At 57.8% G+C, this 23,037-nt stretch carries 22 protein-coding genes; 5 read left to right on the forward strand and 17 right to left on the reverse strand.

What is annotated here, in order from left to right; translation table 11 throughout:
• Positions 1 to 63: 63 nt before the first annotated feature.
• From trpA to K0A93_03875, 12 genes are all read right to left on the reverse strand, one after another.
• Positions 64 to 861, reverse strand: a complete 798-nt coding sequence (gene trpA, locus K0A93_03820) for a tryptophan synthase subunit alpha (GenBank protein ID MBW6511233.1) — start codon at positions 859 to 861, stop codon at positions 64 to 66.
• A gap of 32 nt (positions 862 to 893) precedes the next feature.
• Positions 894 to 1,607, reverse strand: coding sequence for a uracil-DNA glycosylase (locus tag K0A93_03825; GenBank protein MBW6511234.1), 714 nt, complete (start codon positions 1,605 to 1,607; stop codon positions 894 to 896).
• A gap of 6 nt (positions 1,608 to 1,613) precedes the next feature.
• Entirely contained in the window at positions 1,614 to 2,924 is a 1,311-nt protein-coding gene (locus tag K0A93_03830; protein MBW6511235.1) for a DEAD/DEAH box helicase, read from the reverse strand.
• Between the two features lie 52 nt (positions 2,925 to 2,976).
• Positions 2,977 to 4,170 (reverse strand): tryptophan synthase subunit beta, encoded by a 1,194-nt coding sequence (gene trpB, locus K0A93_03835; protein ID MBW6511236.1) that lies wholly within the window; start codon positions 4,168 to 4,170, stop codon positions 2,977 to 2,979.
• Between the two features lie 133 nt (positions 4,171 to 4,303).
• Positions 4,304 to 4,597, reverse strand: coding sequence for a nucleotidyltransferase domain-containing protein (locus tag K0A93_03840; protein ID MBW6511237.1), 294 nt, complete (start codon positions 4,595 to 4,597; stop codon positions 4,304 to 4,306).
• A 60-nt stretch (positions 4,598 to 4,657) separates the two neighbouring features.
• Positions 4,658 to 5,275: a phosphoribosylanthranilate isomerase gene (locus K0A93_03845; GenBank protein MBW6511238.1), complete on the reverse strand. Its 618-nt coding sequence runs from the start codon at positions 5,273 to 5,275 to the stop codon at positions 4,658 to 4,660.
• 33 nt (positions 5,276 to 5,308) lie between these two features.
• Complete coding sequence (locus tag K0A93_03850) at positions 5,309 to 6,661, reverse strand: TrpB-like pyridoxal phosphate-dependent enzyme (protein ID MBW6511239.1); 1,353 nt, start codon at positions 6,659 to 6,661, stop codon at positions 5,309 to 5,311.
• A gap of 186 nt (positions 6,662 to 6,847) precedes the next feature.
• The gene (trpC, locus tag K0A93_03855; protein MBW6511240.1) at positions 6,848 to 7,648 is read right to left on the reverse strand and encodes an indole-3-glycerol phosphate synthase TrpC; all 801 of its coding nucleotides are present in this window, start codon (positions 7,646 to 7,648) and stop codon (positions 6,848 to 6,850) included.
• Complete coding sequence (gene trpD / locus K0A93_03860; GenBank protein MBW6511241.1) at positions 7,645 to 8,697, reverse strand: anthranilate phosphoribosyltransferase; 1,053 nt, start codon at positions 8,695 to 8,697, stop codon at positions 7,645 to 7,647. The genes trpC and trpD overlap by 4 nt, the downstream gene beginning before the upstream one ends.
• A gap of 51 nt (positions 8,698 to 8,748) precedes the next feature.
• Positions 8,749 to 9,315 carry an aminodeoxychorismate/anthranilate synthase component II gene (locus K0A93_03865; protein MBW6511242.1) on the reverse strand — a complete coding sequence of 189 codons (567 nt, stop codon included), beginning with the start codon at positions 9,313 to 9,315 and terminating at the stop codon, positions 8,749 to 8,751.
• 1 nt (position 9,316) lies between these two features.
• On the reverse strand, positions 9,317 to 10,795 hold the full coding sequence (gene trpE, locus K0A93_03870; protein ID MBW6511243.1) for an anthranilate synthase component I: 1,479 nt from the start codon (positions 10,793 to 10,795) through the stop codon (positions 9,317 to 9,319).
• A gap of 115 nt (positions 10,796 to 10,910) precedes the next feature.
• Positions 10,911 to 12,614, reverse strand: coding sequence for a DUF4080 domain-containing protein (locus tag K0A93_03875; GenBank protein MBW6511244.1), 1,704 nt, complete (start codon positions 12,612 to 12,614; stop codon positions 10,911 to 10,913).
• Positions 12,615 to 12,731: 117 nt separating this feature from the next.
• Between K0A93_03875 and K0A93_03880 the strand changes: the two genes are divergently transcribed.
• Positions 12,732 to 14,213 carry a response regulator gene (locus tag K0A93_03880; GenBank protein MBW6511245.1) on the forward strand — a complete coding sequence of 494 codons (1,482 nt, stop codon included), beginning with the start codon at positions 12,732 to 12,734 and terminating at the stop codon, positions 14,211 to 14,213.
• Positions 14,214 to 14,276: 63 nt separating this feature from the next.
• Positions 14,277 to 15,605 (forward strand): radical SAM protein, encoded by a 1,329-nt coding sequence (locus K0A93_03885; protein MBW6511246.1) that lies wholly within the window; start codon positions 14,277 to 14,279, stop codon positions 15,603 to 15,605.
• On the opposite strand, the gene K0A93_03890 is transcribed toward K0A93_03885, so the two are convergent.
• From K0A93_03890 to K0A93_03905, 4 genes are all read right to left on the reverse strand, one after another.
• Positions 15,595 to 15,801, reverse strand: a complete 207-nt coding sequence (locus tag K0A93_03890) for a hypothetical protein (protein MBW6511247.1) — start codon at positions 15,799 to 15,801, stop codon at positions 15,595 to 15,597. The two genes, K0A93_03885 and K0A93_03890, sit on opposite strands and share 11 nt — an antisense overlap.
• A gap of 5 nt (positions 15,802 to 15,806) precedes the next feature.
• Positions 15,807 to 16,316 carry a PaaI family thioesterase gene (locus K0A93_03895; GenBank protein ID MBW6511248.1) on the reverse strand — a complete coding sequence of 170 codons (510 nt, stop codon included), beginning with the start codon at positions 16,314 to 16,316 and terminating at the stop codon, positions 15,807 to 15,809.
• 243 nt (positions 16,317 to 16,559) lie between these two features.
• A complete protein-coding gene (locus K0A93_03900; GenBank protein ID MBW6511249.1) occupies positions 16,560 to 16,760 on the reverse strand; it encodes a hypothetical protein in 201 nt (66 codons plus the stop codon).
• Between the two features lie 19 nt (positions 16,761 to 16,779).
• Positions 16,780 to 18,093, reverse strand: coding sequence for a hypothetical protein (locus K0A93_03905; protein ID MBW6511250.1), 1,314 nt, complete (start codon positions 18,091 to 18,093; stop codon positions 16,780 to 16,782).
• Between the two features lie 233 nt (positions 18,094 to 18,326).
• Here K0A93_03905 and K0A93_03910 point away from each other — a divergent pair, with 233 nt between their 5' ends.
• Both K0A93_03910 and ylqF read left to right on the forward strand, forming a co-directional pair.
• Positions 18,327 to 19,712 (forward strand): MFS transporter, encoded by a 1,386-nt coding sequence (locus K0A93_03910; GenBank protein ID MBW6511251.1) that lies wholly within the window; start codon positions 18,327 to 18,329, stop codon positions 19,710 to 19,712.
• 58 nt (positions 19,713 to 19,770) lie between these two features.
• Positions 19,771 to 20,628: a ribosome biogenesis GTPase YlqF gene (ylqF, locus tag K0A93_03915; protein ID MBW6511252.1), complete on the forward strand. Its 858-nt coding sequence runs from the start codon at positions 19,771 to 19,773 to the stop codon at positions 20,626 to 20,628.
• Here the strand turns inward: ylqF and K0A93_03920 are convergent.
• Entirely contained in the window at positions 20,625 to 21,947 is a 1,323-nt protein-coding gene (locus K0A93_03920) for a cyclopropane-fatty-acyl-phospholipid synthase family protein (protein MBW6511253.1), read from the reverse strand. The genes ylqF and K0A93_03920 overlap by 4 nt on opposite strands.
• A 207-nt stretch (positions 21,948 to 22,154) precedes the next feature.
• Here K0A93_03920 and K0A93_03925 point away from each other — a divergent pair, with 207 nt between their 5' ends.
• Entirely contained in the window at positions 22,155 to 23,033 is an 879-nt protein-coding gene (locus K0A93_03925; GenBank protein MBW6511254.1) for a DnaJ domain-containing protein, read from the forward strand.
• The last annotated feature ends 4 nt before the right edge of the window (positions 23,034 to 23,037 follow it).

Consider the following 23,037-nt stretch of genomic DNA (forward strand, 5'->3'; position numbering starts at 1 on the left):
AACACCCCTGTTAGCGGTACATTCCAGTAAAAAGTGCCTTTGTCCAGCACCGGGATCAGTTGCTCAGGCCAGCAAGGCACTTTTCAGTTCGCGAATAAAATCGGCGACTTGCTTCGTTAATGCCGACGTATCGCCCCCGGCGGCAATAATTTTGACCAACGCACTGCCAACGACCACCGCATCGGCAAAGGCCCCGACCGCAGCGGCGTCCGCCGGAGTGGTGATACCGAAACCGACAGCAACCGGGGTGGAACAGGAGGCCTTGATCTGCTGCACCTCAGTGGCGATCGCGGCAGCATCGACCGCTTGTGCTCCGGTCACTCCGGTCATCGACACATAATAAATAAACCCTTCGGCCTGAGACGCAAGTTTCAGCCGTCGTTCCGGCGGGGTTGTCGGGGCCAGCAGGGTGATCAGCTCAAGCCCGGCGGCGCGCATGTACGGCTGCAACTCCGCCGCTTCCTCCGGGGGCAAATCGACCAGCAACAGCGCATCGACCCCGGCGGCAACAGCGTCCTTGGCAAAGCGCTCGCCGCCATAGCGAAAGATGGGGTTATAATAGCCCATCAGGATAATCGGCACATTGGTGTGTTCCCGCGCTGTCCGCACCATCGCCAAAATTTTCGGCAGCGTCGTCCCCACCGCCAGTGCCCGTTCCGAAGCCGCCTGAATCGTCGGCCCATCGGCCATCGGATCGGAAAACGGAAACCCGATTTCGATCAGATCAGCTCCCGCCTCAACCAGGACGTGAATCAGCTCGCCGGTCGTCGCCAGGCACGGATCTCCGGCAGTAATAAACGGAATCAGCGCCGTTTCACCCCGCGCGCGAAGTTCATCAAATGTTGTCGCGATACGACTCATGGTATGACCATTTTCCAGTAAATTTCGTCAGTCTAATTCAATGACAGAGGCTTTTCAACCGTTTTCTCTGCGCCACTTTCCTCGTCGAGTAATTCCCGCACCTGCGCCAGCAATGCGAGAAAAAGCGGAGCAGTCATTCGCCCCGTCTGGACATTGTAACGGCTGGTGTGATAACTCGCAACCAGCACCGGCCCGCAACGCGGACGATATACGGCACCGTGAGCAAAAGGGAAATCGGTCAGTCGATCAATTACCCGGTCAGCCTTGAGCATCCGTAAATAACTGGTAAACGCCCCCTGCCCGAGCAAAACAATTACCTTCAACTGCGGCATGCAGGCGAATTCGGCTTTCAAGAATGATCGACAGGCAGCGAACTCGGCGGCGCTCGGTTTATTCTCCGGCGGCGCACATTTTACCGCATTGGTAATGTAGAGGTCGTTCAACTGCAATCCGTCGACGGCCGCAATCGCCTCCGGCTGGCTGGCAAACCCGACCTGGTGCAGGAGCGGATACATAAAATCACCCGCGCCGTCACCGGTAAAGGGCCGCCCCGTGCGGTTCGCACCGTGGGCACCGGGTGCCAAACCAACCAGCCCCACCCGCGCCTGGGAATCGCCGAAACCGGGTACCGGCCCGTTCACATAGTCGCCGCGGCTCCAGCCCCGTCTGGCTGGCAGCTTGTCCAGATAAGCGCAGAGCCGTGTGCACACGCGGCACCCGGCCAGTCCGGTCAGCCGAAGGTCCATCCTCGACTAACTTTTCGGCGGGGGCGTCCCGCCAGTTCTTTTATGTGACGTTCGTCGTCTGCGCGGAGGCTTATCCGCCGGCTTTGCCACAGCGCCCCGCCCGCCGCGACTGTGACCGCGCGCACCGCCGCGCTCAGGGGGAGCTGTTTTGCGTCGTGGGGTCCGTTTGTAGTCCCAGCAAAGATCTTCTTCGGTGGGCATGCAGCTGGGGATTTTGCTGCCAATGTATTCTTCAATCTCCGGCAGGTAATAAACCGTGTCTTCATCGGCGAAGCTGATCGCCTTGCCGAACGCTCCGGCGCGGGCGGTCCGCCCGATGCGATGCACATAATCATCGGCATTCTCCGGCAGGTCATAGTTGACCACATGGGTCACACCATCGATGTGCAGACCGCGCGAAGCTACGTCGGTGGCGACCAGATAATGCAGCCGGTTTTCTTTGAAATCATCGAGTATCTTCATCCGCTTGCGTTGCGGGATATCACCGGAAATGACCGCTGCCTTGATCTCGTTCACTTTAAGACGATCGACCAGGTACTCCGCTTCTTTCTTGGTATTGACAAAGAGTAAAACGTGCTCCAGGCCGTTTTCCTTCTTCATCAACCCGATCAGCAGCGCAAATTTCTCGCGGCGGGAGGCGTGATAGAGTAGCTGTTCAACTCGATCCGCCGTCACCTGCTCCGGCTTGATACTGACCTTCTCGGCCAGGTCCATGAACTCGTAGGCAAGCTCCATCACCCGTGCCGACAACGTTGCGGAAAAAAGCATCGTCTGGCGCTGATCGAAGGGGGGCAGCTTACGCAGAATGTAACGCAAGTCTTTGATAAACCCCATGTCAAACATCCGGTCAGCCTCATCGATGACCACCACCTCGACATTTTTAAAGGAGAAGACCCCCTGTTTGGCATAATCGATCAACCGCCCCGGCGTGGCCACGATCACGTCGACGCCATCTTTGAGAGCCTGGCGCTGCTTATCGTAATCGACGCCACCGAAAATCGGCTGCACCTTAAAGGGGCAGAACGCGCCCAGCTTCTCGGCATCGTCGCAAATCTGCACCACCAGTTCACGGGTTGGCGCCATAATCAACGCGCGCGGGTGAATCCCGGTCGGCTTGGGCCGCTGGAGGAAGCGGCTGAAGAGTGAAATCAGAAATGCCGCTGTTTTTCCGGTGCCGGTCTGTGCCTGGGCGGCGACATCCTTGCCGAGCAGCGCCAGCGGGATTGATTCTTCCTGCACCGGGGTCAGGTCAGTAAATCCGGTCTGGGCGATGCCCTGCAATACTTCAGTGGGTAAATCAAGTTCGGTAAACTTCATGTGCTGGAGAATCACCCCGCTATGCAGACAGGTTGATTCGCGGTCCTTTCAGTTAAAGTTCAAAATTCATCGCGTCGGCGACGGTGTGAATATCCTTGTCGCCGCGCCCGGAGAGACAAACGACGATAATCGCGTCGCGGTCAAGTGTCGGTGCCAGTTTCATCAGGTGCGCAATCGCGTGGGCACTTTCGAGCGCGGGGATGATCCCTTCCAGCTGGGTCAGCAGCTGGAACGCATCAAGCGCCTCCTGGTCGGTAATCGATACATATTCGGCGCGACCGCACTCGTGCAGCCAGGCGTGTTCCGGTCCGACTCCGGGGTAATCGAGCCCGGCGGAAATCGAATGCGCGTGATTGATCTGCCCGTCAGCGTCCTGCAAAAGGAAAGTCTTGTTGCCGTGCAGCACCCCGACCGCACCGGCACCAATACTGGCCGCATGTTTGCCGGTGTCAACACCGAGTCCGGCCGCCTCGACCCCGATCAACCGCACCGCCTGATCTTTGATGAAGGGGTAAAACATCCCCATGGCGTTCGAGCCACCGCCGATACAAGCCAGCGCGACATCGGGCAAGCGCCCTTCAGCGGCAAGGATCTGCTGCTTTGTTTCCTCGCCGATCACCGCCTGAAAATCGCGTACCAGTTGCGGATAGGGGTGCGGTCCGGCGACCGTGCCGATGACATAAAAGGTGTCGCGCACATGGGTAACCCAGTGCCGCAACGCCTCGTTCATAGCGTCTTTCAGGGTGTTGGTGCCGCTGGTGACGGGGTTGACTTTCGCCCCCAAAAGTTTCATGCGAAAGACATTCAACGACTGGCGACGGATATCCTCCGTCCCCATAAAAACTTCACACTCCAGATCAAAGAGCGCCGCCACCGTCGCCGTCGCCACCCCGTGCTGACCGGCCCCGGTTTCGGCGATCACCTTTTTCTTCCCCATGCGCCGCGCCAGCAGCGCCTGCCCCACGGTATTGTTGATCTTGTGCGCGCCGGTGTGATTCAGGTCTTCGCGTTTGAGATAGATTTTCGCCCCGCCAAGCTTTGCTGTCAACCGCTCCGCAAAATAGAGCGGACTCGGCCGACCGACATATTCTTTGAGATAATAGGAAAAATCGCGGTGGAATTGCGGGTCGTCCAGCGCCACGCGATAGGCGGCTTCCAGTTCGATCAGTGCTGGCATCAGCGTCTCGGCGACGTAGCGGCCACCGAATTCGCCAAAATGGCCGCGTTCATCCGGCAAGTTGTACATAAATTGAATCCTTTACTTGAAAATCACGTTGCCGTACACCAAGTCATCCGCCACATTGATGTCGGAAAAACGTCGTTCAATTCTCCGGCTTGCCTCAAGAATCTGCTGCAATATTTCCCGCACCAGCGCAACATCAAACATAGATCGCCTCACGATCAATATGGCTTTTCAAAAACGCATTCATCCGCTCCCGATAATGGACATGATCAACCCGTTCGTGCAAAGCCTCCTCCAACTCCTCCTTGACATGCACCAGAGTAAAAAGATTCGGCTCGCGCATCTGCACCACGATATCGATATCACTCGTTGCCGTGGCCTGATTGCGCGCAACTGAACCGAAAACCCCCAGAGCCGTCACTCCATAACGGGCTTCCAGCACAACCTTCTGATCACGCAACACGGATAATGTCTCTTCTCGACTCTGCATGCCGTTTTCTTTATTTTAAGGGGTACGATATTCGCCAACCAAAACCCGGCAGACCCTGGCTTACGGTGACACTGCTCTGGCGGCGGCGATAAACGCCGCCACCTTCGCTGCATCTTTCTGCCCCGGCGATCGCTCAACGCCGCTGGAAACATCGACCGCGTAGGGGTGCACGGTACGGATCGCCGCCGCGACATTTTCAGGGGTCAGGCCGCCGGCGAGGATCACCGGGCGCTGGCCGGCAACCTCGGCGGCCAGCTCCCAATTGAAACTTTTGCCGGTGCCGCCATAACTGTCCGCACACCAGGCATCGAGCAGCAGCGCGGCGGTGCGGTATTTTTCATGCCCGGCGATACTCGCGGCAGCCGCGACCCGCAGCGCCTTGATCACCCGCAACGGCGCATAATCGCACGCAGTCGGCGGCTCGTCACCGTGCAACTGAATCACCTCAAGCCCGCAGACTTTGGCGATCATCCGCACCCGTTCCGGGGTCTCATTGACAAACAGACCGACCGGCGTCACCAACGGCGGCAGTGCCGCGATAATCGTGCGCGCCCGCTCCGGCGAAACATGGCGGGGGCTGCCGGGGTAAAACACAAAACCGAGGGCGTCGGCACCACAGGCGACTGCGTGGCGGGCATCTTCAAGGTTGGTGATACCGCAGATTTTAACACGCACCATAAGCAAACCCCGTCAGGGTGGACTGCTGCAAAACTACCCCACCTTGGGCAGCTGCGCCAGCGATTCCCTGATCGCTTCTTCCGGATAGTCATAATCGGTCAGCTTGCCGGCGAAGAAATCGTCATAGGCCTGCATGTCGACGTGGCCGTGACCGGACAGATTGAAGAGAATCGTCTTCTCTTTCCCTTCTTCATCGGCCTGCAACGCCTCGTCGATGGCGCCACGAATGGCGTGGCTCGATTCCGGGGCGGGGATGATCCCCTCACTGCGGGAAAAAAGGACCGCCGCCTCGAAACAGGCGAGTTGATGAACCGACTTCGCCTCGACGACACCTTCGTGCACCAGCTGTGAGACCAGCGCCGAGGCACCGTGATAGCGCAGGCCACCGGCATGAATCCCCGGCGGCATGAAATCGTGACCGAGGGTGTACATCTTCGCCACCGGTGCCATCTTGGCAGTGTCGCCGTAGTCGAAGGCGTAAACCCCCCGGGTCAGCGTCGGGCAGCTGGCCGGCTCGACAGCAAGGACACGCACGTTCTTACCCGCCGCCTTGTCCGCGACGAAGGGGAAACTGATGCCGGCGAAGTTGGAGCCGCCACCGTGACAGCCGATGACGACATCGGGATAGTCACCGACCAGCGCCATCTGCTCCTTCGCCTCCAGGCCGATGATGGTCTGATGCAGGCAGACATGGTTGAGCACACTGCCCAAAGCATAGCGGGTATCCTCGCGCCCAATAGCATCCTCGACCGCCTCGCTGATAGCGATACCGAGCGAGCCGTTGCTGTCGGGATGCGCGGCGAGGATCGCCCGCCCCGCGTTGGTCTGGTTCGACGGCGAGGGGATGACATTCGCTCCCCACAGTTGCATCATGCTCTTGCGGTACGGTTTCTGGTTGTAGGACACCTTGACCATATAAACCGTGCATTCGAGGCCAAACATCTGGCAGGCGAGCGAGATCGACGAACCCCATTGGCCGGCACCGGTCTCGGTAGCGATGCGTTTGGTGCCGAAAATTTTATTGTAGTAGGCCTGCGGGATGGCGCTGTTCGGTTTGTGCGACCCGGCCGGAGAGCCTCCTTCGTATTTGTAATAGATCTTCGATGCGGTGCCGAGCGCTTTTTCGAGCCGATGGGCACGATACATCGGCGACGGTCGCCAGAGCTGATAGATGTCGAGCACTTCACGGGGGATGTCGATCCAGCGCTGCGTCGATACCTCCTGCTCGATCAGCCCCATCGGAAAGAGCGGCAGCAGATCGTCCGGCGATACCGGCTGCATCGTCACCGGGTGAACCACCGGTGCCAGCGTCCCCGGCAGGTCGGGAATAACATTGTACCACTGTTTCGGGATATGGTCTTCAGGGAGCAGGATCTTGGTCTGCATTGGTCGACTCCTTTATTTGTTTATGAGAAAACGATTTTGTCACCACAAAGGACGCGAAGAGTACGAAGGGGGATTCAAAATCTTCAATATCACAAAGCATCCACAGCTGGTGATGCGTATTATGATGTGAACCTCAACCGATTTTCTTCGTGTCCTTCGTGTTCTTCGTGGTGAAGGCTTTTGCCTTTACCCGAGCAACTCTTTCAGCTTGGCACCGATATCGGCCTCGCGCATCAGCGCTTCGCCGATCAGAAAGGCCCCCACCCCGGCGTGCTGCAACCGCTCAACCTCGGCCCGGTGACTGATGCCACTCTCGGTGACCACAAAGCGTTCTGCCGGAATCAACGGCAGCAAGCGCTCGGTTGTCGTCAGCGCGGTGACAAAGGTTTGCAGATTGCGGTTGTTAATGCCGATCAGCGCACAATCGGTCTGCAACGCGAGTTCCAGCTCGCGTTCGTCATGAACTTCGAGCAGCACATCGAGGTGCAATTCAGCGGCCAGCGCGGAAAACTCACGCAACTGCGCCAGGTCAAGCATGGCGGCGATGAGCAAAATCGCATCGGCACCAGCAACGCGGGCCTCAACAATCTGGTAGGGATCACAGATAAAATCTTTCCGCAACAAGGGCAAATTGACCTGCTCACGAATCAGACGAAGAAAATGCAGCTCCCCCAGGAAGAATTTATGGTCCGTCAATACCGACAAACAGGCGGCGCCGCCCGCCGCGTAAATCTCGGCAATCGCCAGGGGATCAAAATCGGAACGGATCACCCCCTGCGACGGCGACCCTTTCTTGACTTCGGCAATGATGGCCGTCCTGCCGGACGCGTGAGTCGCGCGCAGAGCGCGCATGAAGCCGCGCGGTTGATCCTTCAGCTCGGCAAGTTGCGCCCGTAGTTCACCCTCTGGCAGAGTGGCGCGCGCGGCGGCCACCTCGTCGCGCTTATGGGCGACAATCGTCTTGAGAATTTGAGGGGAAGCGGTCATTGGCTGGTCAGCTGCGCCAGTTTTTCAACCTGCGCTAAAGCGCGTCCGGAATCGATCGCCTCCGCCGCAAGGGTAATCCCGGCACGAACTGACGTCACTTTGCCGGAGGCCAGCAGCGCATAGGCCGCATTGAGCAGAACGATATCGCGTTTTGGCCCTTGCTCCCCGGCAAGGATGCCGCGCACGATCAGCGCATTCCCGCGGGCATCGCCACCGCGCAGATCAGCCATGGTGCAGCGGCTAAAACCGAACTGTTCCGGCGTGATGCGGTCGACACCGACCCCGTCGGCGCTGACGGTCGCCACCGTGGTCGGACCGGTCAGGGTGATCTCATCCATACCGTCGCTACCGCAGACGACGAAACCGCGCCGACAGCCGAGATTGTGCAGCACTTGCGCCAGCGGTTCAACCAGATCCTCGCGATAGACTCCCATCACCTGGCAATCGGCCTTGGCCGGGTTGGTCAACGGACCAAGGATATTGAAGATGGTGCGAATACCGATCTCCTTGCGCGGCCCGATAGCGTATTTCATCGCCCCGTGCAGGGCCGGGGCAAAGAGAAACCCGATGCCGATCTCGTTAATACACTGTTCAACCACCTCGGGGGTGACGTCAAGGTTAACACCCAGCGCTTCGATCACATCGGCACTGCCGCACGCCGAGGACACCGAGCGGTTGCCGTGCTTGGCGACCTTGATGCCGCAACTGGAGGCAACAAAGGCAACGGTGGTGGAGATATTGAAGGTGTTGGTACCGTCGCCACCGGTGCCGACCACATCGAGGATCGTCTCCTGGTCGAGGTTGATCTCGTCGCGGTCGATATCGAGGACATTGCGACCGACCCTGATCGGCGTGGCACGCTCGCGCATCACCCTGGCCGCGCCGGTGATCTCGGCAACCGTCTCCCCCTTCATGCGCAACGCGGTGATCAACGCACCAATTTGCGCCGGCGTCGCTCCGCCGGACATGATCTGATCCATCACTTCGACCATCTCCCCTTCGGAAAGATTCTGCCGTTCCACCACCTTCGCAATCGCCAGCTTGATCATTTTATCCTCCACCGGGCACCATCGACCGCGCCCGCAATAAATCGCGCGCTATCAGGTCAAATTAAGAAAATTCTGCAACAACTGTTTCCCCGCCCCGGTGAGGATCGATTCGGGATGAAACTGAACGCCCCAGACCGGCAGCTCTTTATGTGCCAGCCCCATGATGGTGCCGTCCTCGGTCCAGGCGGTGATCTGTACAGTGTCCGGCAGGCTGTCCCGTTCAACAATCAGTGAATGATAGCGTGTCGCCACAAAGGGGTTATCGAGTCCAGCAAAAATATCACTCCCGGCGTGATGAATCAGACTCGTTTTGCCGTGCATCAGGGTCGCGGCGCGCACCACCTTGCCGCCAAACGCCTGACCGATCGCCTGATGGCCGAGGCACACACCGAAGATTGGAATCATGCCGGCAAAACGTTCGATGGCAGCCACCGAAATCCCCGCCTCGCCCGGCGTGCAGGGGCCGGGGGAAATCACCAGTTGGCGCGGCTTGAGCGCGGCAATTTCGTCGAGCGTGATCTTGTCGTTGCGGTAGACGACGACATCGGCACCGAGCTCGCCCAGATATTGAACCAGATTATAGGTAAAGGAGTCGTAGTTGTCGATCATCAACACCATGTCAGTCGAGCCCCCGTCGCGCCATTTCAATCGCTTTCAGTGCGCCGCGCGCTTTGCTCAGCGTCTCCTGATACTCGCTCTCGGGGTCGGAATCGGCAACAATCCCGGCACCGGCCTGAAGATGGATGCGACCCTGATTGACGATCAGCGTGCGGATCGCGATCGCCATATCCATATTGCCGGAAAAAGACAGGTAACCGACCGCGCCTCCGTAAATTTCGCGGCGGCACGGTTCCAGCTCGTCGATGATCTCCATCGCCCGGATTTTCGGCGCGCCGGAAAGGGTTCCGGCCGGGAAAGCGGCACCGAAAACATCGAGCGCGTCACAACCATCCTTCAGTTTGCCCCGCACATTCGAGACGATATGCATGACATGCGAATAGCGCTCGACCACCATCAATTCATCCACTTCGACCGTGCCGGTCCGGCACACCCGCCCGAGATCGTTGCGCCCCAAATCGACCAGCATAATATGCTCAGCCAGTTCCTTCGCATCGGTCAGCAACTCCTGCTCCAGGCGCCCGTCTTCCTCGGGCGTGGCACCGCGCGGCCGGGTTCCGGCGATCGGACGCACTTCGACCTGATCCCCCTCCTTGCGCACCAGCACTTCAGGGGAAGCGCCGATAACCAGCGTGTCATCGAAGCGCAGAAAAAACATATAGGGAGAGGGGTTGATCGTCCGCAACGCCCGGTAAATATCGAAGGGATCACAATCGAGCACACCGCTAAAGCGCTGCGACAGGACCACCTGAAAAATATCTCCCGCCCGCACATATTCCTTGCACTGTTCGACCGCTGCCTTGAATTCCTCGCGGCTGAAATTCGGGATCAGCTCGACGTCGCCGGACACCGCCTTGCCGTGCGCCACCGGCAACGGCTGCCGCAATTGTTCGATCATCGCGTCAATTGCGGTTACCCCGCGGCGGTAGGCTTGCGCAGGAGTTTCAGCGTCACCCCGATGAACATTGCAGACCACCTTGACCTTTTGCCGCATAGTGTCGAAGATCAGCAGTTTCTCGGTGAGCAGAAAGCAGCTATCCCAGACGTCGATCTCGCGCGGATTTTGGTCCGGCAAACTTTCGACAAAACGGACCGTGTCGTAACCGAGATAGCCGACGGCACCACCGCAAAAGCGAGGCAGTTCAGCCAGCGGCACCGGCTGATACTGCGCCATGAAACGGCGCAACTCATCGAGCGGGTTAACCCCGCGACCACTGTCGATGACCGCACCGTCGGCGACGATCTCGTAATAGTCATCACGACTGCGAAAGACCCGCCCCGGCCCGCTGCCCAGAAACGAATAGCGGGCCCACTTCTCGCCCCCTTCGATACTTTCGAGGAGAAAGGATGTGCGTCCGTCATCGATCTTCCTGAACGCCGACACCGGCGTTTCCATGTCCGCCAGAATCTCACGCCAGACCGGAATCAGATTACCCTCGTCACAAAGCCGGGTAAATTCTTCAAGAGTGGGGAAATACATCATTAAATTGCCTTGTTAAAATGGAATAAAATAGCATGGAAAATGAGCGGTGGTCAAGGATTTGATCGGTTTGATTGCAGCACTGAAAAAACCCGGAGAGCACGTCCTCCTCCATTCACTCAGAACCGACAACAACTTCTTTCACTGTCATCCCCGCGCCGCTGCGGGTCAGATAAAAAAAGACGACAACGACCGGTTCCGGCTGATCGGGGAGGTGACTGAAGCGGGCAGCAAAATGCATCACCTTTACCCCCTGCCCGCGTACCGCGTCCACTTCCTTGCGCACCAGCTTCTGTGCCGCGCGCGTTTCTTCCTCACCCAACGCATCGTCAAATAGTTCCGGCGCTTTCCCCGGCACAATCCGTTCACTACAGGCCAAATCGCGCGCCAGCAGATCACGCAAACGGGCAAAATCATCGCCCCGGAAGTGTTCCCGGACAAATCGCCAGATCCGCTCAAAGACTCCGCGCCGTGCCACCGGCTGACGAAAATAATCATGCCCCCGCCAGTCGTCCGCCAGCGCCGCTACGGCGGCGGCCAATGACCCGCGAAGGACCGCCAGGCCGTTGAGAAAACGGATCAAGCTTCCGTCATTCCAGGTCAGATCGAGGATTCGACTCACATCACGCAGCCGCTCCAGCGCGGCAAATGACAGCGTCGGCGTCGTCAGCACGGTATAGGGGGGATGGGGATCGTAGACCAGTCCAAGCGCGGCCGCGCGGTCGCGTAACGGTGAGCCGGGGAGCAGCTTGACCGGCTCCAGTTGCAGATGATGGGGGTGCAACGCCAGCATCCGGTCGACCGCGGCAAGCACATCGTGTTCCGTTTCCCCCGGCAGGCCGGCGAGCAGGTCGAGATGCACAGGGATATTGTTTGCCCGGCGCAAGCGGCGCACGACCGTTTCCAGAGATGCTGCCGACAATGTTCGTCCAACCGTGGCAAGGGTTTCCGGCAAGATTGTCTGCACACCGATTTCAAACTGGAAGATCCCCGGCGGAGCATTTTCGAGCAGCGTCAGGGTTTCCTCGTCGAGGAGTTGGGCCCCGATCTCCAGATGAATCCGGCTGGCGCGATGGTGCTGCACAATAAAGGCGAGAATCTCGCGCGCCCGCGCGGCGTTGTAATTGAAGGTCCGGTCAACCACCTTGATCACCGGCACCCGCCGTGCGAGCAGCCAGCCCAGGTCGCCTTCGATCCGCGCGCGTGAAAAGGAACGCACCTCGGTATCAAGGGCGCTCATGCAGAAAGCACAACGATAGGGGCACCCACGGCTGGTCTCATAATAAACCAGGCCGCGTTGCGCATCGACCAGCCCCGCCGTGAAAGGGGATGGCAGGGTGTCGAGATCAGCCAGCGGCGGGGCGTCCGGACCGACAACGACCGCGCCGTCACGGCGCAGCGTCAGGCGGGACAAATCGTCCGGCTCGGCACCTCGCGCCCAGGCGGACAGCAGCGCCCGCAGCGGCAACTCTCCCTCGCCGCGCACCAGTGCGCTAATGCCGGGGTGTTGCGTAAAGAGTGCGGGCCCATCGAACGACACCTCCGGGCCACCGAGAACGATGCGCACCGTTGGGCGCACGGCGTGCAAAGCAGCGACCAGCTCCAGCGTTTCGCGCCGGTTCCAGAGATAGACCGAGAACGCAACCACATCCGGTTCCGTCGCCAGCAGCGCCGCCAGCACGTTGATTTTCGGCTCATGCACGGTAAACTCGCGAATTTCGATCGCTGTGCAATCCGCGGCGCAGTACGCCGCCAGATAAGGCAGCGCCAGGCTGGCATGAATGTATTTACTGTGGAGTGTGGTCAGCGTTGTGCGCATCAAATCCGCTCATTTGCCTCGCTGTGCTTGAATCAAGTTAAAAATTGCTTTACTTTCAGGTGGCGTAAAACTACATTATAAAACCTTTCAACACTCCGACAAAGGTCTAAATTCACTATGCTTAATCTCTTACTGGTGGAAGATTCACCGACCCAGCTCCAGGCAATTCTTGAGTCGCTGTCAAATCGCGAACAGCGTTTTCATATTACCACCGCGTCAAACCTGAATGAAGCGAAAGCGTTCCTGAGCCAGATACGTCCTGATCTGGCCATCATTGACCTGTCTCTTCCCGACGGCAAGGGCACGGAACTTCTCCCCGGTCCGCACACGGAAAGAACTTTCCCTTGCATCATCCTGACCGGCGAAGGGAATGAGGAGCAGGCAGTCAATGCCCTCAAACTGGGCGCGCTCGACTACATCGTCAAATCATCGACCACGCTGCGCAAACTGCCAAAGATCATTGACAGTGCCCTGCATCAATGGCAGGCGCTGCTGGACCTCCGCAAAGCTCAGCAGGAGCTGGCCATCCGCGAGGAAAGTTACCGCAACTTCACCCGGCAATTCAAAACACTCTTCGACGCCATTCGTGACCCTATTCTGCTGTTCGATCAAGACCTCACCGTGGTCTGGGCCAACCAGAGTGCCACCGAACTCTTTTCTGACGCAAAAGACAGTCTGACGGGTCAATCGTATTATGATATCGTCAAGCTGAGAAATGTTCACGCCATCGATGACGCGGCGACCAGCGGAGGAATCAACGCAACCTGCCGCGTCCACATCAACAAGAAACTCTACCAGCAACAGGCCTTTCCGATGTTGAACGACGATACGGAATTGACCAACGCGGTGTTGATTTTCAGAGACATTTCCACCGAAGCCGAACAGCAGGAAAGACGGCTCCACAGCGGCAAGCTGGAACTGCTCGGTGAACTGGCCGCCGGAGTCGCCCACGAAATCAACAATCCGATCAATGGCGTGATCAACTATGCCGACATCCTCTCCCGCAGCGACTTCGAACCGGTCCGCTCGAAAGATATTTGTCAACGCATCATTCATGAAGGGGAACGGATCGCCAGAATCGTTGCTTCCCTGCTCAATTTTGCCCGGCGGAAAACGGGGAGGGGCGAGTATCGAACGCACATTTGCGCGACGGTTGAAGAAGCCCTGCTCCTTTCCAATGCGCAGTTAAGAAGGATGAACATTGATGTCGAAACCGTCTGCGCAGAGCAGTTACCCGACATCATCTTCGATCCACAGGAACTGCTGCAAATATTATTGAACCTGATCAGCAACAGCCGCCACGCCCTGCATAATAAATTTCCGGCAAGCCATCCTGACAAAAAAATCGTCATTGCAGGTAGCCGTGCAGGTAGTAACGTTCAACTCTCAGTCACAGATTTCGGGAGCGGCATCCCGGCGGCACTGCTGCCACGTGTCACCGAACCTTTCTTCACCACCAAACCGGCCAGCGATGGAACCGGCCTTGGTCTGAGTATCTGTCGACAATTGATTGAAGCGAATGGCGGCGAACTGTCTGTCGACAGTCGTGAAGGAGAATTCACCTGCGTCAAATTAACCCTTCCCTGTCGCAACGATTGAAAAAATCACTCTTTGTGGCCATCGATATTGACCGGCAACGCGCTTCCCGCTAGACTGCTCTCCATGAACAAGACGAAAACCATCCGCATGCTGGTCGCCGATACACAGGGCGAAGTTTTTGAGCACCCCTGGCTGCTGCTGACCGGCTGCAACGGCATTGATGAGCGCCTTCCGGAAGGGGACGAACTGATCCCGCTGCCGGAAGGAAGTCGCCTGTTTACCCTCCCCGACACCCATCCGCGCGGTTTCGAACGGCGGCGGGGACAGATTGTCACCGCCAAGCGCCTGCCGCGCAAATGGGGGGGCGGAGTGCTTCAGGCCGTCGCCGCGTTTCTGACTCCCGGCTACACCCGTACCTTACTCCCCGCTGTCGATTGGCTGGGGGAACGGCAACAACTGCCGCTCTGGTCCTACACGGCGGTCGGCTGGTGTGTTGAGGAAGAGCGTTTCTACACAGCGGCAGTGGCGGTGGATCGCAACCGCCAGTGGGAACCGGAGCATTTCGATGATCGTCGGCTCGACCCGCTGGTGCGCTCACGGCTCGCCGCCTACCCGAACAACCGGCTCTACGAGCAACTGGCGCGGTGCGCGGTCGATTATCACTGTTTTGCCGCCAAGAACCTTTTTTTAGGCCGCTGGGAAGCGCCCCTGCCGAGTTCACCGATTTGCAATTCACGTTGCGTCGGCTGTATTTCGTTGCAGGAAGCGGAGTGTTGCCCGTCGAGTCAGGAGCGCCTGAGCTTCGTCCCCACGGTGGCGGAATTGTGCGAGGTCGCCGTCCCCCATCTCGAACAGGCCGAGAATGCCATCGTTTCGTTCGGTCAGGGGTGCGAGGGTGATCCGATCATGCAAGCCGAGACGATTTGTGCCGCAGTGCGCGAGATGCGGCGGCACACATCGCGCGGCACGATCAATTTCAACTCCAACGCCTCGCTCCCTGACGCCATCGATCAACTGGCCGCCGCTGGCATCGATTCACTTCGCGTCTCGCTCAACTCGGCACAGGAACCGTTCTACAACGCCTATTATCGGCCCCGCGGCTACCACTTTGCCGATGTCGTCGAAGCGCTCCACCGGGCGAAAAAAAACGGGCTTTTCACCATGCTCAACTATCTGGTCTTCCCCGGCGTGACCGACCGCGAAGATGAAGTGACGGCGCTGATCGAACTGGTGCGCAGTGCCGGGGTCGATCTGATCCAGCTGCGTAATCTGGCCATCGATCCGGCGCTCTACTGGCGGGCACTCAACCCGCAAGGGAGCGGGATCGGCATGATGCGGATGTTGCGACGGCTCAAGGCTGCGGTGCCGCAGCTTCAGTACGGCTACTTCAATCGCACGCGGGAAAATTTTTTTCCGGAAGGGTTTGAAAAAGACTGGCCGATCAACGCGTAAGCGGGGCTAATCCGTCTTGAATCGTCTGCTCGGTAAAGAGTCCGATGCCAATCACCGCGACGGTGATCGCGAGCATGACCGCCGCAATCAGAGCCATGACCAGCGCCTGGGGATAACGGGTCTGCCGATAGCAGAGGTAGGCCAGATACAGACCGAGCAGACCCACGGGAGCGGAAAAGATAACGATAAATAACATTGCGGCTAGACTCCTGCTTTTTTCGCAAATTTTTCCGGATTGATCACCAGTAACAAGGCGCTTGCATCGGCGTAAAGCGTATCACCGGGACCGCGTAACTCCCCCCGGACACTGATCTTCCTCCCGACAAACGATTCGACATGGGTCATCAGTGTCGTCACTGTCTCCAGCGGCAGGGCGGTGCGAAAGTTCACGTTAAGGTTCGCCACCACAATCGGATACTTCTTGACCCAGGCGGTCAGCCCCAATACCTCGTCAAAAACCGCCGCAATGCTCCCGCCGTGGGCGAGCCCCGGCGGACCAGCGGCCCCCGGACCAAACCAGACCCTGGCCGCCAGCGTATGCGCGTCATCAACCAGATAATAACGCAGCCGCAGACGCTCACCGTGCGGCTCACCGGAAACAAAACGCAGGCTGCCGATTAACTGCCGCTGATCAAGTTCCTGCCACTGCGGCGGCGTGTCCCACTCTATTTCGTCGCGAATCATGATATCTTCCTGTCCGTTGTGTTTCATTATTGATCGTTGGGGCCTGCAGGAAAACAAGGGCCAATATTGCGCTCAGATTTGGGCCCGATTGGGTTGCAGCGATTGAACAAAACCACAGTCCTGGCGGGGCTAAGTCGAGGATTTTGTGATTGAGCTGCGACCGAAGATGGCCGGAAAATGAGAGGCAAGATGGTCATGTTATTTTCTTACAGATCCTGAGCAAGAAAATCGCGCGCAGCAGCCAGAAAGATGCCGAAATCGGCGCGCAATTCAGGGTAATGGGTGTGTCATTCGTGCAGCCCATCCGCCAACCGGTGTCATGTCATTCGCGCCCCGATGGCGCACAATCCCGGCGGTAATCTTCGTCGAATAACGCCCATCAAGTGGTCCCTTGACATCATCCCCGAGCAACGATCCCAATCGATCAGCCGCGGTCGGGCGGGCAAGATAAAGATCGACCAGATAGTTCAACGAAAGGGTGTCCCGGAAGTTACATCATGCGGATTTTATTTTTCAGCACCAGAATTTCAAACGCCATCGACGCCTTGTTGGTGATCTGCTGAAGATCAGCCACCTGCTGACTCAGATCAAGCCCTTTCGAATCGACATAGGCCACACTGACCACGCGCCCCATCATCACCAGCGGCACCAGCAGCGCGGAGTCGGGCAACTGGCCGCCAAGGGCCTGAAAGATCATCGAATTAAACGGCGAACGCCCGATCTGACCAAGATAGAAACTGCGTGTTTCGGCGACCGTCTTCAGCACCGAGGGCTCGTCAAGTGGAATTTCAAGCTCGGTGAACGCGGTAACCTCGTCGCGGGCAAACATTGCTCGCCAGCCGTTGGCCTGTCCGCCACGGATCAAAAAGAGGGCACACCGGTCGAAGCGATTCGCCAGATAACCGATCATCAACTCGGCAATTTCTTCCCGATCCTCGGCCATGGCCAGCAATTCCGAGACTTTTTCAAAGGTATATTCTTCAAGTGTCGCGGGGAGGAAACTCTCCTCCTGCAACTCTTCCAGTTCCTCCAGCTCGTCGAGTTCCTCCGGCTCTGCAACCGCGTCGGCAGCGCGGCGGGGAGGAGCCGCAAGCGGAGGAGTGGCAACCGCACCGCCAGCCTCCTGTCCCGCCCCGATAGCGACGGCATCTTCAAAATCAATCTCCAGCGGTGCGACTGTAGCAGGAGCAACGACAACCGCAGGAGAATTCTCAGGAACACTTTCATCCAGAGAATGCTCCGCCAGCGGAATTTCAAATTCGGCGGACAATGGCTGCGGCGGTGCGGATTTGAGTTCCGGTTCCGCCTTTTTACGATTGCGAACCCGTTTTTTCTGCACAAAGCTGTGTCCGGTATCGACATAGCGCAATTGCCGACTGATGTTGTAGTAACGTTCCGTCGCGGCAATAAAGCGGACTTCAGGGGTAATCAGCGGCTTGACAATCAGTCCGGTTTTAAAGGAAATTTCGTCGATCGCTTGCAGATTATTAGGTTCTTCCATCACCAGAAAGAGTCTGCGCCCCTCCACCTTGACCGGCAGACAGCGAAACGCGCTGGCCGTCGCCTCGGGGATCAGCTTGAGGACCTCGGGGGAGATGTTCTGCAAATCTTTCGGATCGACAGCGGGGGTCCCCAACACCTTCGTCAGCGCCGTGGTCAATTCCTCTTCGTCGATCAGTCCCATCTCCAGCAGGTTGGTCCCGAGCTTGCCGCCGTAAATCACCTGATATTGAAGCGCTTCCTCCAGATCCTCGTTGGTAATAAAGCCTTTTTGCAGAAGATAATCACCAAGTTGCGTTGCCATTCTACGCTCTTCCTCCGGCGCGGCGGGCGCCTGACAGGGGATAAACAAGGAGCAAATGAATTACTGCTGAAAAGGTTTTTATAGCACGTCGGCGGCGGCAGTGGAAGTCTTTAGGTGAATCTTCAGGTAAGGAGCCCGCTAAAATCTGGCCATATTTTCCCGCATGCGCTATACAAGAATGCCAGACAAATTTACGACATCGGCGTTTTCAGGAATGGGTAGCCCTTAACTCTATGGATAACAAAATTTCACAATCCGCCACTCTTTTCGCCGTTTGCGTGGCCTTCTTTCTCATGCCGTTCATGATGTCTGCGGTCGGCATTGCCCTGCCGACGATCGGGCGGGAATTTGCCGCCAGCGCCAAGCAACTGGGGTTGATCGAAACCAGTTATGTTCTTGCGGCGTCAATTTTTCTGCTGGCGATGGGGCGGCTGGGGGATATTCACGGTCGGCGCCGGGTCTTCAAGTACGGCATTTTGCTCTTTACTTTTTCCTGTGGATTACTGTCGCAGGCCTGGTCGGTAGAAGCACTGATCGCCTTTCGGCTGCTCCAGGGGATGGGGGGAGCGATGATCATGGCGACCAGTACCGCGATTCTGGTATCGGTCTTTCCGGCCGAGGAACGCGGACGCGCACTCGGCATCGCCGTGGCCAGCGTCTATGCCGGGCTCTCGTGCGGGCCTTTTATCGGCGGCAGCCTGACCATGACCTTCGGTTGGCGCTCAATTTTTTATCTGAGTGTCCCGCTCGGGCTGATCGTATTTGTGACCCTGCTGTTAAAATTGCGCGGTGAATGGGCCGACGCCGCCGGTGAACCGTTCGACTGGCGCGGCGCGCTGATCTACGCCACGGCAATCTTGCTGCTGATCAGCGGCGCGTCACAACTGGAGCGCGGCCTCTGGGCCTGGGGGTTGGCCGCAGCAGGAGTGGCAGGCGTGGGGATCTTCATCGCAGTCGAAGCGCGCACCGCATTCCCTTTGTTGAATATCGCCCTGCTGCGCGACAACCGCTCCTTTGCGCTGAGCAATCTGGCCGCATTGCTCAACTACGCCGCGACCTTTGGCGTCACTTTTTTTCTCAGCCTCTACCTGCAATATGTCAAAGGGCTGTCGCCACGCACGGCGGGGCTGATTTTGATTATTCAGCCGGTGGCCCAGACCCTGCTTTCACCGCTGTGCGGGCGACTGGCCGACCACTGGCCGGCAGAACGTGTCGCGACCGCCGGCATGACGTTGTGTGCTGGCGGGCTGGCTGTCGCCGCAACCATCTCCGCGACCACCTCGCTCTTTGGTATCGTCCTCATCCTGCTCCTGCTCGGCACCGGGTTTGCCCTCTTTTCCTCCCCCAACATGAGTGTCATCATGGGGAGCGTCGCACCGCGTTATCTCGGTGTTGCCTCGGGGATGGCCGCGACCATGCGCACCCTGGGAATGATGACCAGCATGACGATCATTACGATCATTTTTTCGATCCTGATGGGTGGTCACGCAGTCACCCCGAATACCGCCCCGGCCTTTCTCCTCAGCATGCGCGTCGCGCTGGTCGCCTTCAGCGTCCTCTGTCTGGTGGGGATATGTTGTTCGGTCAGCCGCCACCGCCGCATCAGCAAAGACGACTGACCTTGTCCCGCCGCAATATATGGTGTAGAGTCCGACCACCAGAGAGGATAATACACAGATGAAGATCAACTGGTTCCCCGGACATATGCGTAAATCGCAGCGTGAGCTGCTCGACATGATGCCGAAAGTCGATGTGGTGATTGAAGTTCTCGATGCCCGCCTGCCGCAGGCAAGCTCCAATCCGCTGTTGCAGGAGTTGCGCGGCCAGCGCCCATGCATCAAGCTGCTGAACAAGAGTGACCTGGCTGATCCGCAGACGACTGCCGCCTGGGTAACCTATTTTGAACAACAACAGGGAGTACGTGCCCTGCCGATCGAGGCAAAACAGCGCGGCGAAGTGGAACGAATTCAAAAACTCTGTCGCAAACTGGTGCCGAAACGTGGCAGTAAAGGGCGGGATATTCGGGCACTGGTCGTCGGCATTCCGAATGTCGGCAAATCGACCCTGATCAACACCCTGATCGGTCGAAAAATTGCCCGCGTCGGCGACAAACCGGCGATCACCACCTGCCCGCAGCAAGTCGACCTGCGCAACGGTATCCGCCTCTTCGATAGTCCGGGGCTGCTCTGGCCGAACCTGCAAGACCACCACGGCAGCCAGTGTCTCGCCGCCAGCGGCGCCATCGGCGACAACGCCCTGGACACGATCGAGGTGGCACGCTTCAGTGCCGAGTTTCTCTGCTCCCGCTATCCGCAGCGGCTTCAGGAACGTTACACATTGACAGCACTGCCGCTCGCCGGGGACGAACTGATTCATGCCATCGGTCGACGCCGCGGCTGCTTGATCAGCGGTGGCGAGGTTGATCCGGTTCGCGCCGCAGAACTGTTATTGCACGAGATGCGCGGTGGCAAGCTGGGACGGATCAGCTTTGAAGAGCCCCCGGTTACGGGGGAGATTGTGCAGGAAAAAGCCTAATGATAACCGCTCGGACAGGGCCGATACCAGTCACAGCGGGTCAATGGCAGACCGCTGGCCTGCTTGCGCGACTTGACCATCAGCGTCTGATGGAGTCCGATGCGACCAGTCTCGAAACCGTAGGCTGAACCGGCCATATATGCCCGCCAAATCCGGTAGACACGAGAATTGCTCAGTTCATGCGCCTCATCCCGTCGCTCTTCAAGCCGTTTGACCCACTGCCGCAGAGTCATGGCGTAGTGTTCACGATGACTTTCGACATCGCGAATTTCAAAACCGCTCTCTTCGGCGATACGCAGCGAGGTACTGATCGGCAGCAGTTCACCATCAGGAAAAACATACGTATCGATGAATGACGGGCCACGGTTTTTCGTATCTTCAACCGAGCGTGTGATACCGTGATTAAGAAAAACTCCCCCGTCATTGAGAAGTTGGTAAACTTTTTTGAAATATTCCGGAAGTTTTTTCGCGCCAACATGCTCAAACATGCCAACGCTGACCACTTTGTCAAATTCTTTAGTTGCGGGAGTATCGCGATAATCACAGATCTCTGCCCGGCAGTCCCCTGCCAAACCGGCTTTGCGAATCTGCTCATTGGCGTAATCCGCCTGATTGCGACTTAAAGTAATCCCGAGTGCCGTGACGCCATAATTTTTTACTGCATGGAGAATCAGTCCGCCCCAACCGCAACCGATGTCGAGCAATGTTTCGCCCCGCTGCAAGCGCAATTTGCGACACAGGTAGTCAAGCTTACGCTCCTGGGCCACATCGAGGTCATCATCGGGGTGATGAAAGAAAGCACAGGAATAGATCATCCGCTGATCCAGCCAAAGTTGATAAAAATCGTTGGAAATATCGTAATGGTATTCGATGGCCTGGGCGTCGCGGTTCCTTGAATGCGCCCGGCCACGCAGCTGTGCGGTGGCGCACGCGCTCTCCATGTCGCTTTTGCGGGGCAGGCACAAAAGCTTCCGGGCGAGGCGTAATTTTTCGGTCAGGCGCCAGCCGCGGTTAAACAAATACTCCGCCAGCGTGAAACTCGCTTCCATGTCGCCATGGACATCGAAATCGTCGTAAATAAACGCTTCACCAAGGGAAAGCTCACTCGGTCGCCAGAACATCCGGCGTAATGCTCCCGGATGCTTCAGTTCGAGCGTAAAGTGCGGGGCAGCGTCGCCGTGCCGCCACTCACTGCCGTCCCAGAACCTCACGGCAAAGGGCATGATCTGTGCCCGGTTGAAAATCGTGGTTAAAAAATCGGCGTATTTCCGAACATTCTGTCCCGGTTCGGAATTTTGCCAAGTTGCCGATCTGGACATAAAAACTCCTTTTTTCCGTGGGAACGAATGAATCACAACTATATTCATGACAAAATTCAAATTCAAGTAAAAACACGATAACGTCATCAGGTGGACCTTTTGCGTCATCAGTAAATTTTTGATCCCTTTTTTCCCCGCAGTCCTTGCGGTTCGGCGCGTTAATGGCTATATTACGACAACTTACCAAAAGCTGCGAGGCACTGACCAATGGCTAAAGATTATTACGCGACCCTCGGCGTCAGCAAAACCGCCGACGACAAAGAGATCAAAAAATCCTACCGTAAACTGGCACTGAAATATCACCCCGACAAAAACCCCGGCGACCACGCCGCTGAAGAGCATTTCAAGGAAATCACCGAGGCCTACGCGGTGCTCTCCGACAAACAGAAACGCCAGCAGTACGATCAGTTTGGCGACACCGATTTTCATCAGCGCTTCAGTCAGGAAGATATCTTTCGCAACGCCGATCTCGGCGATATTTTTCGGGAATTCGGCTTCGGCGGCGGCAACGACGACATCTTAAGCCAGTTGTTCGGCGGCGGTCGGCGTCACGGCGGACGCGGGCACCGCCCGATGAAAGGGCAGGACTATTCCATGCGCATCACCATCCCCTTCCGGCTGGCGGTCACCGGGGGCGAGCGGCGGGTTGATTTTCGTACCGACCACGGCAGCGAACAGCTCAACATCCGCATCCCGGCGGGGATTGAGCCGGGGCAGAAACTGCGCGTTTCCGGCAAAGGCGCTCCGGCTCCGGGCGGCGGCACACCGGGCAATCTGTTTCTGGAAATCGGTATCGATCCCGATCCGCTCTTTAGCCGCGACGGCAACGACCTGAGCGTCACCGTGCTGGTGCCGTTCAGCGGTGCCTGCCTCGGCACCACGATTGACGTACCAACACTCGACGGGCACAAACGGGTCAAGATCCCGGCGGGGATGCAGACCGGCGGCAAAATTCGGCTCAAGGGATTTGGTGTGCAGAAAAAAACCAAAGGGGATCTTTACGCGGTGATCAGAATTGCGGTTCCGAAAGAGTTGACCGATGAGCAGCAGGAACTGTTGACGAAGTTGCGCGACAGCGGGTTGTAGAAAA

This window comes from Desulfuromonadaceae bacterium, assembly GCA_019429445.1.
Classification (GTDB): domain Bacteria; phylum Desulfobacterota; class Desulfuromonadia; order Desulfuromonadales; family JAHYIW01; genus JAHYIW01.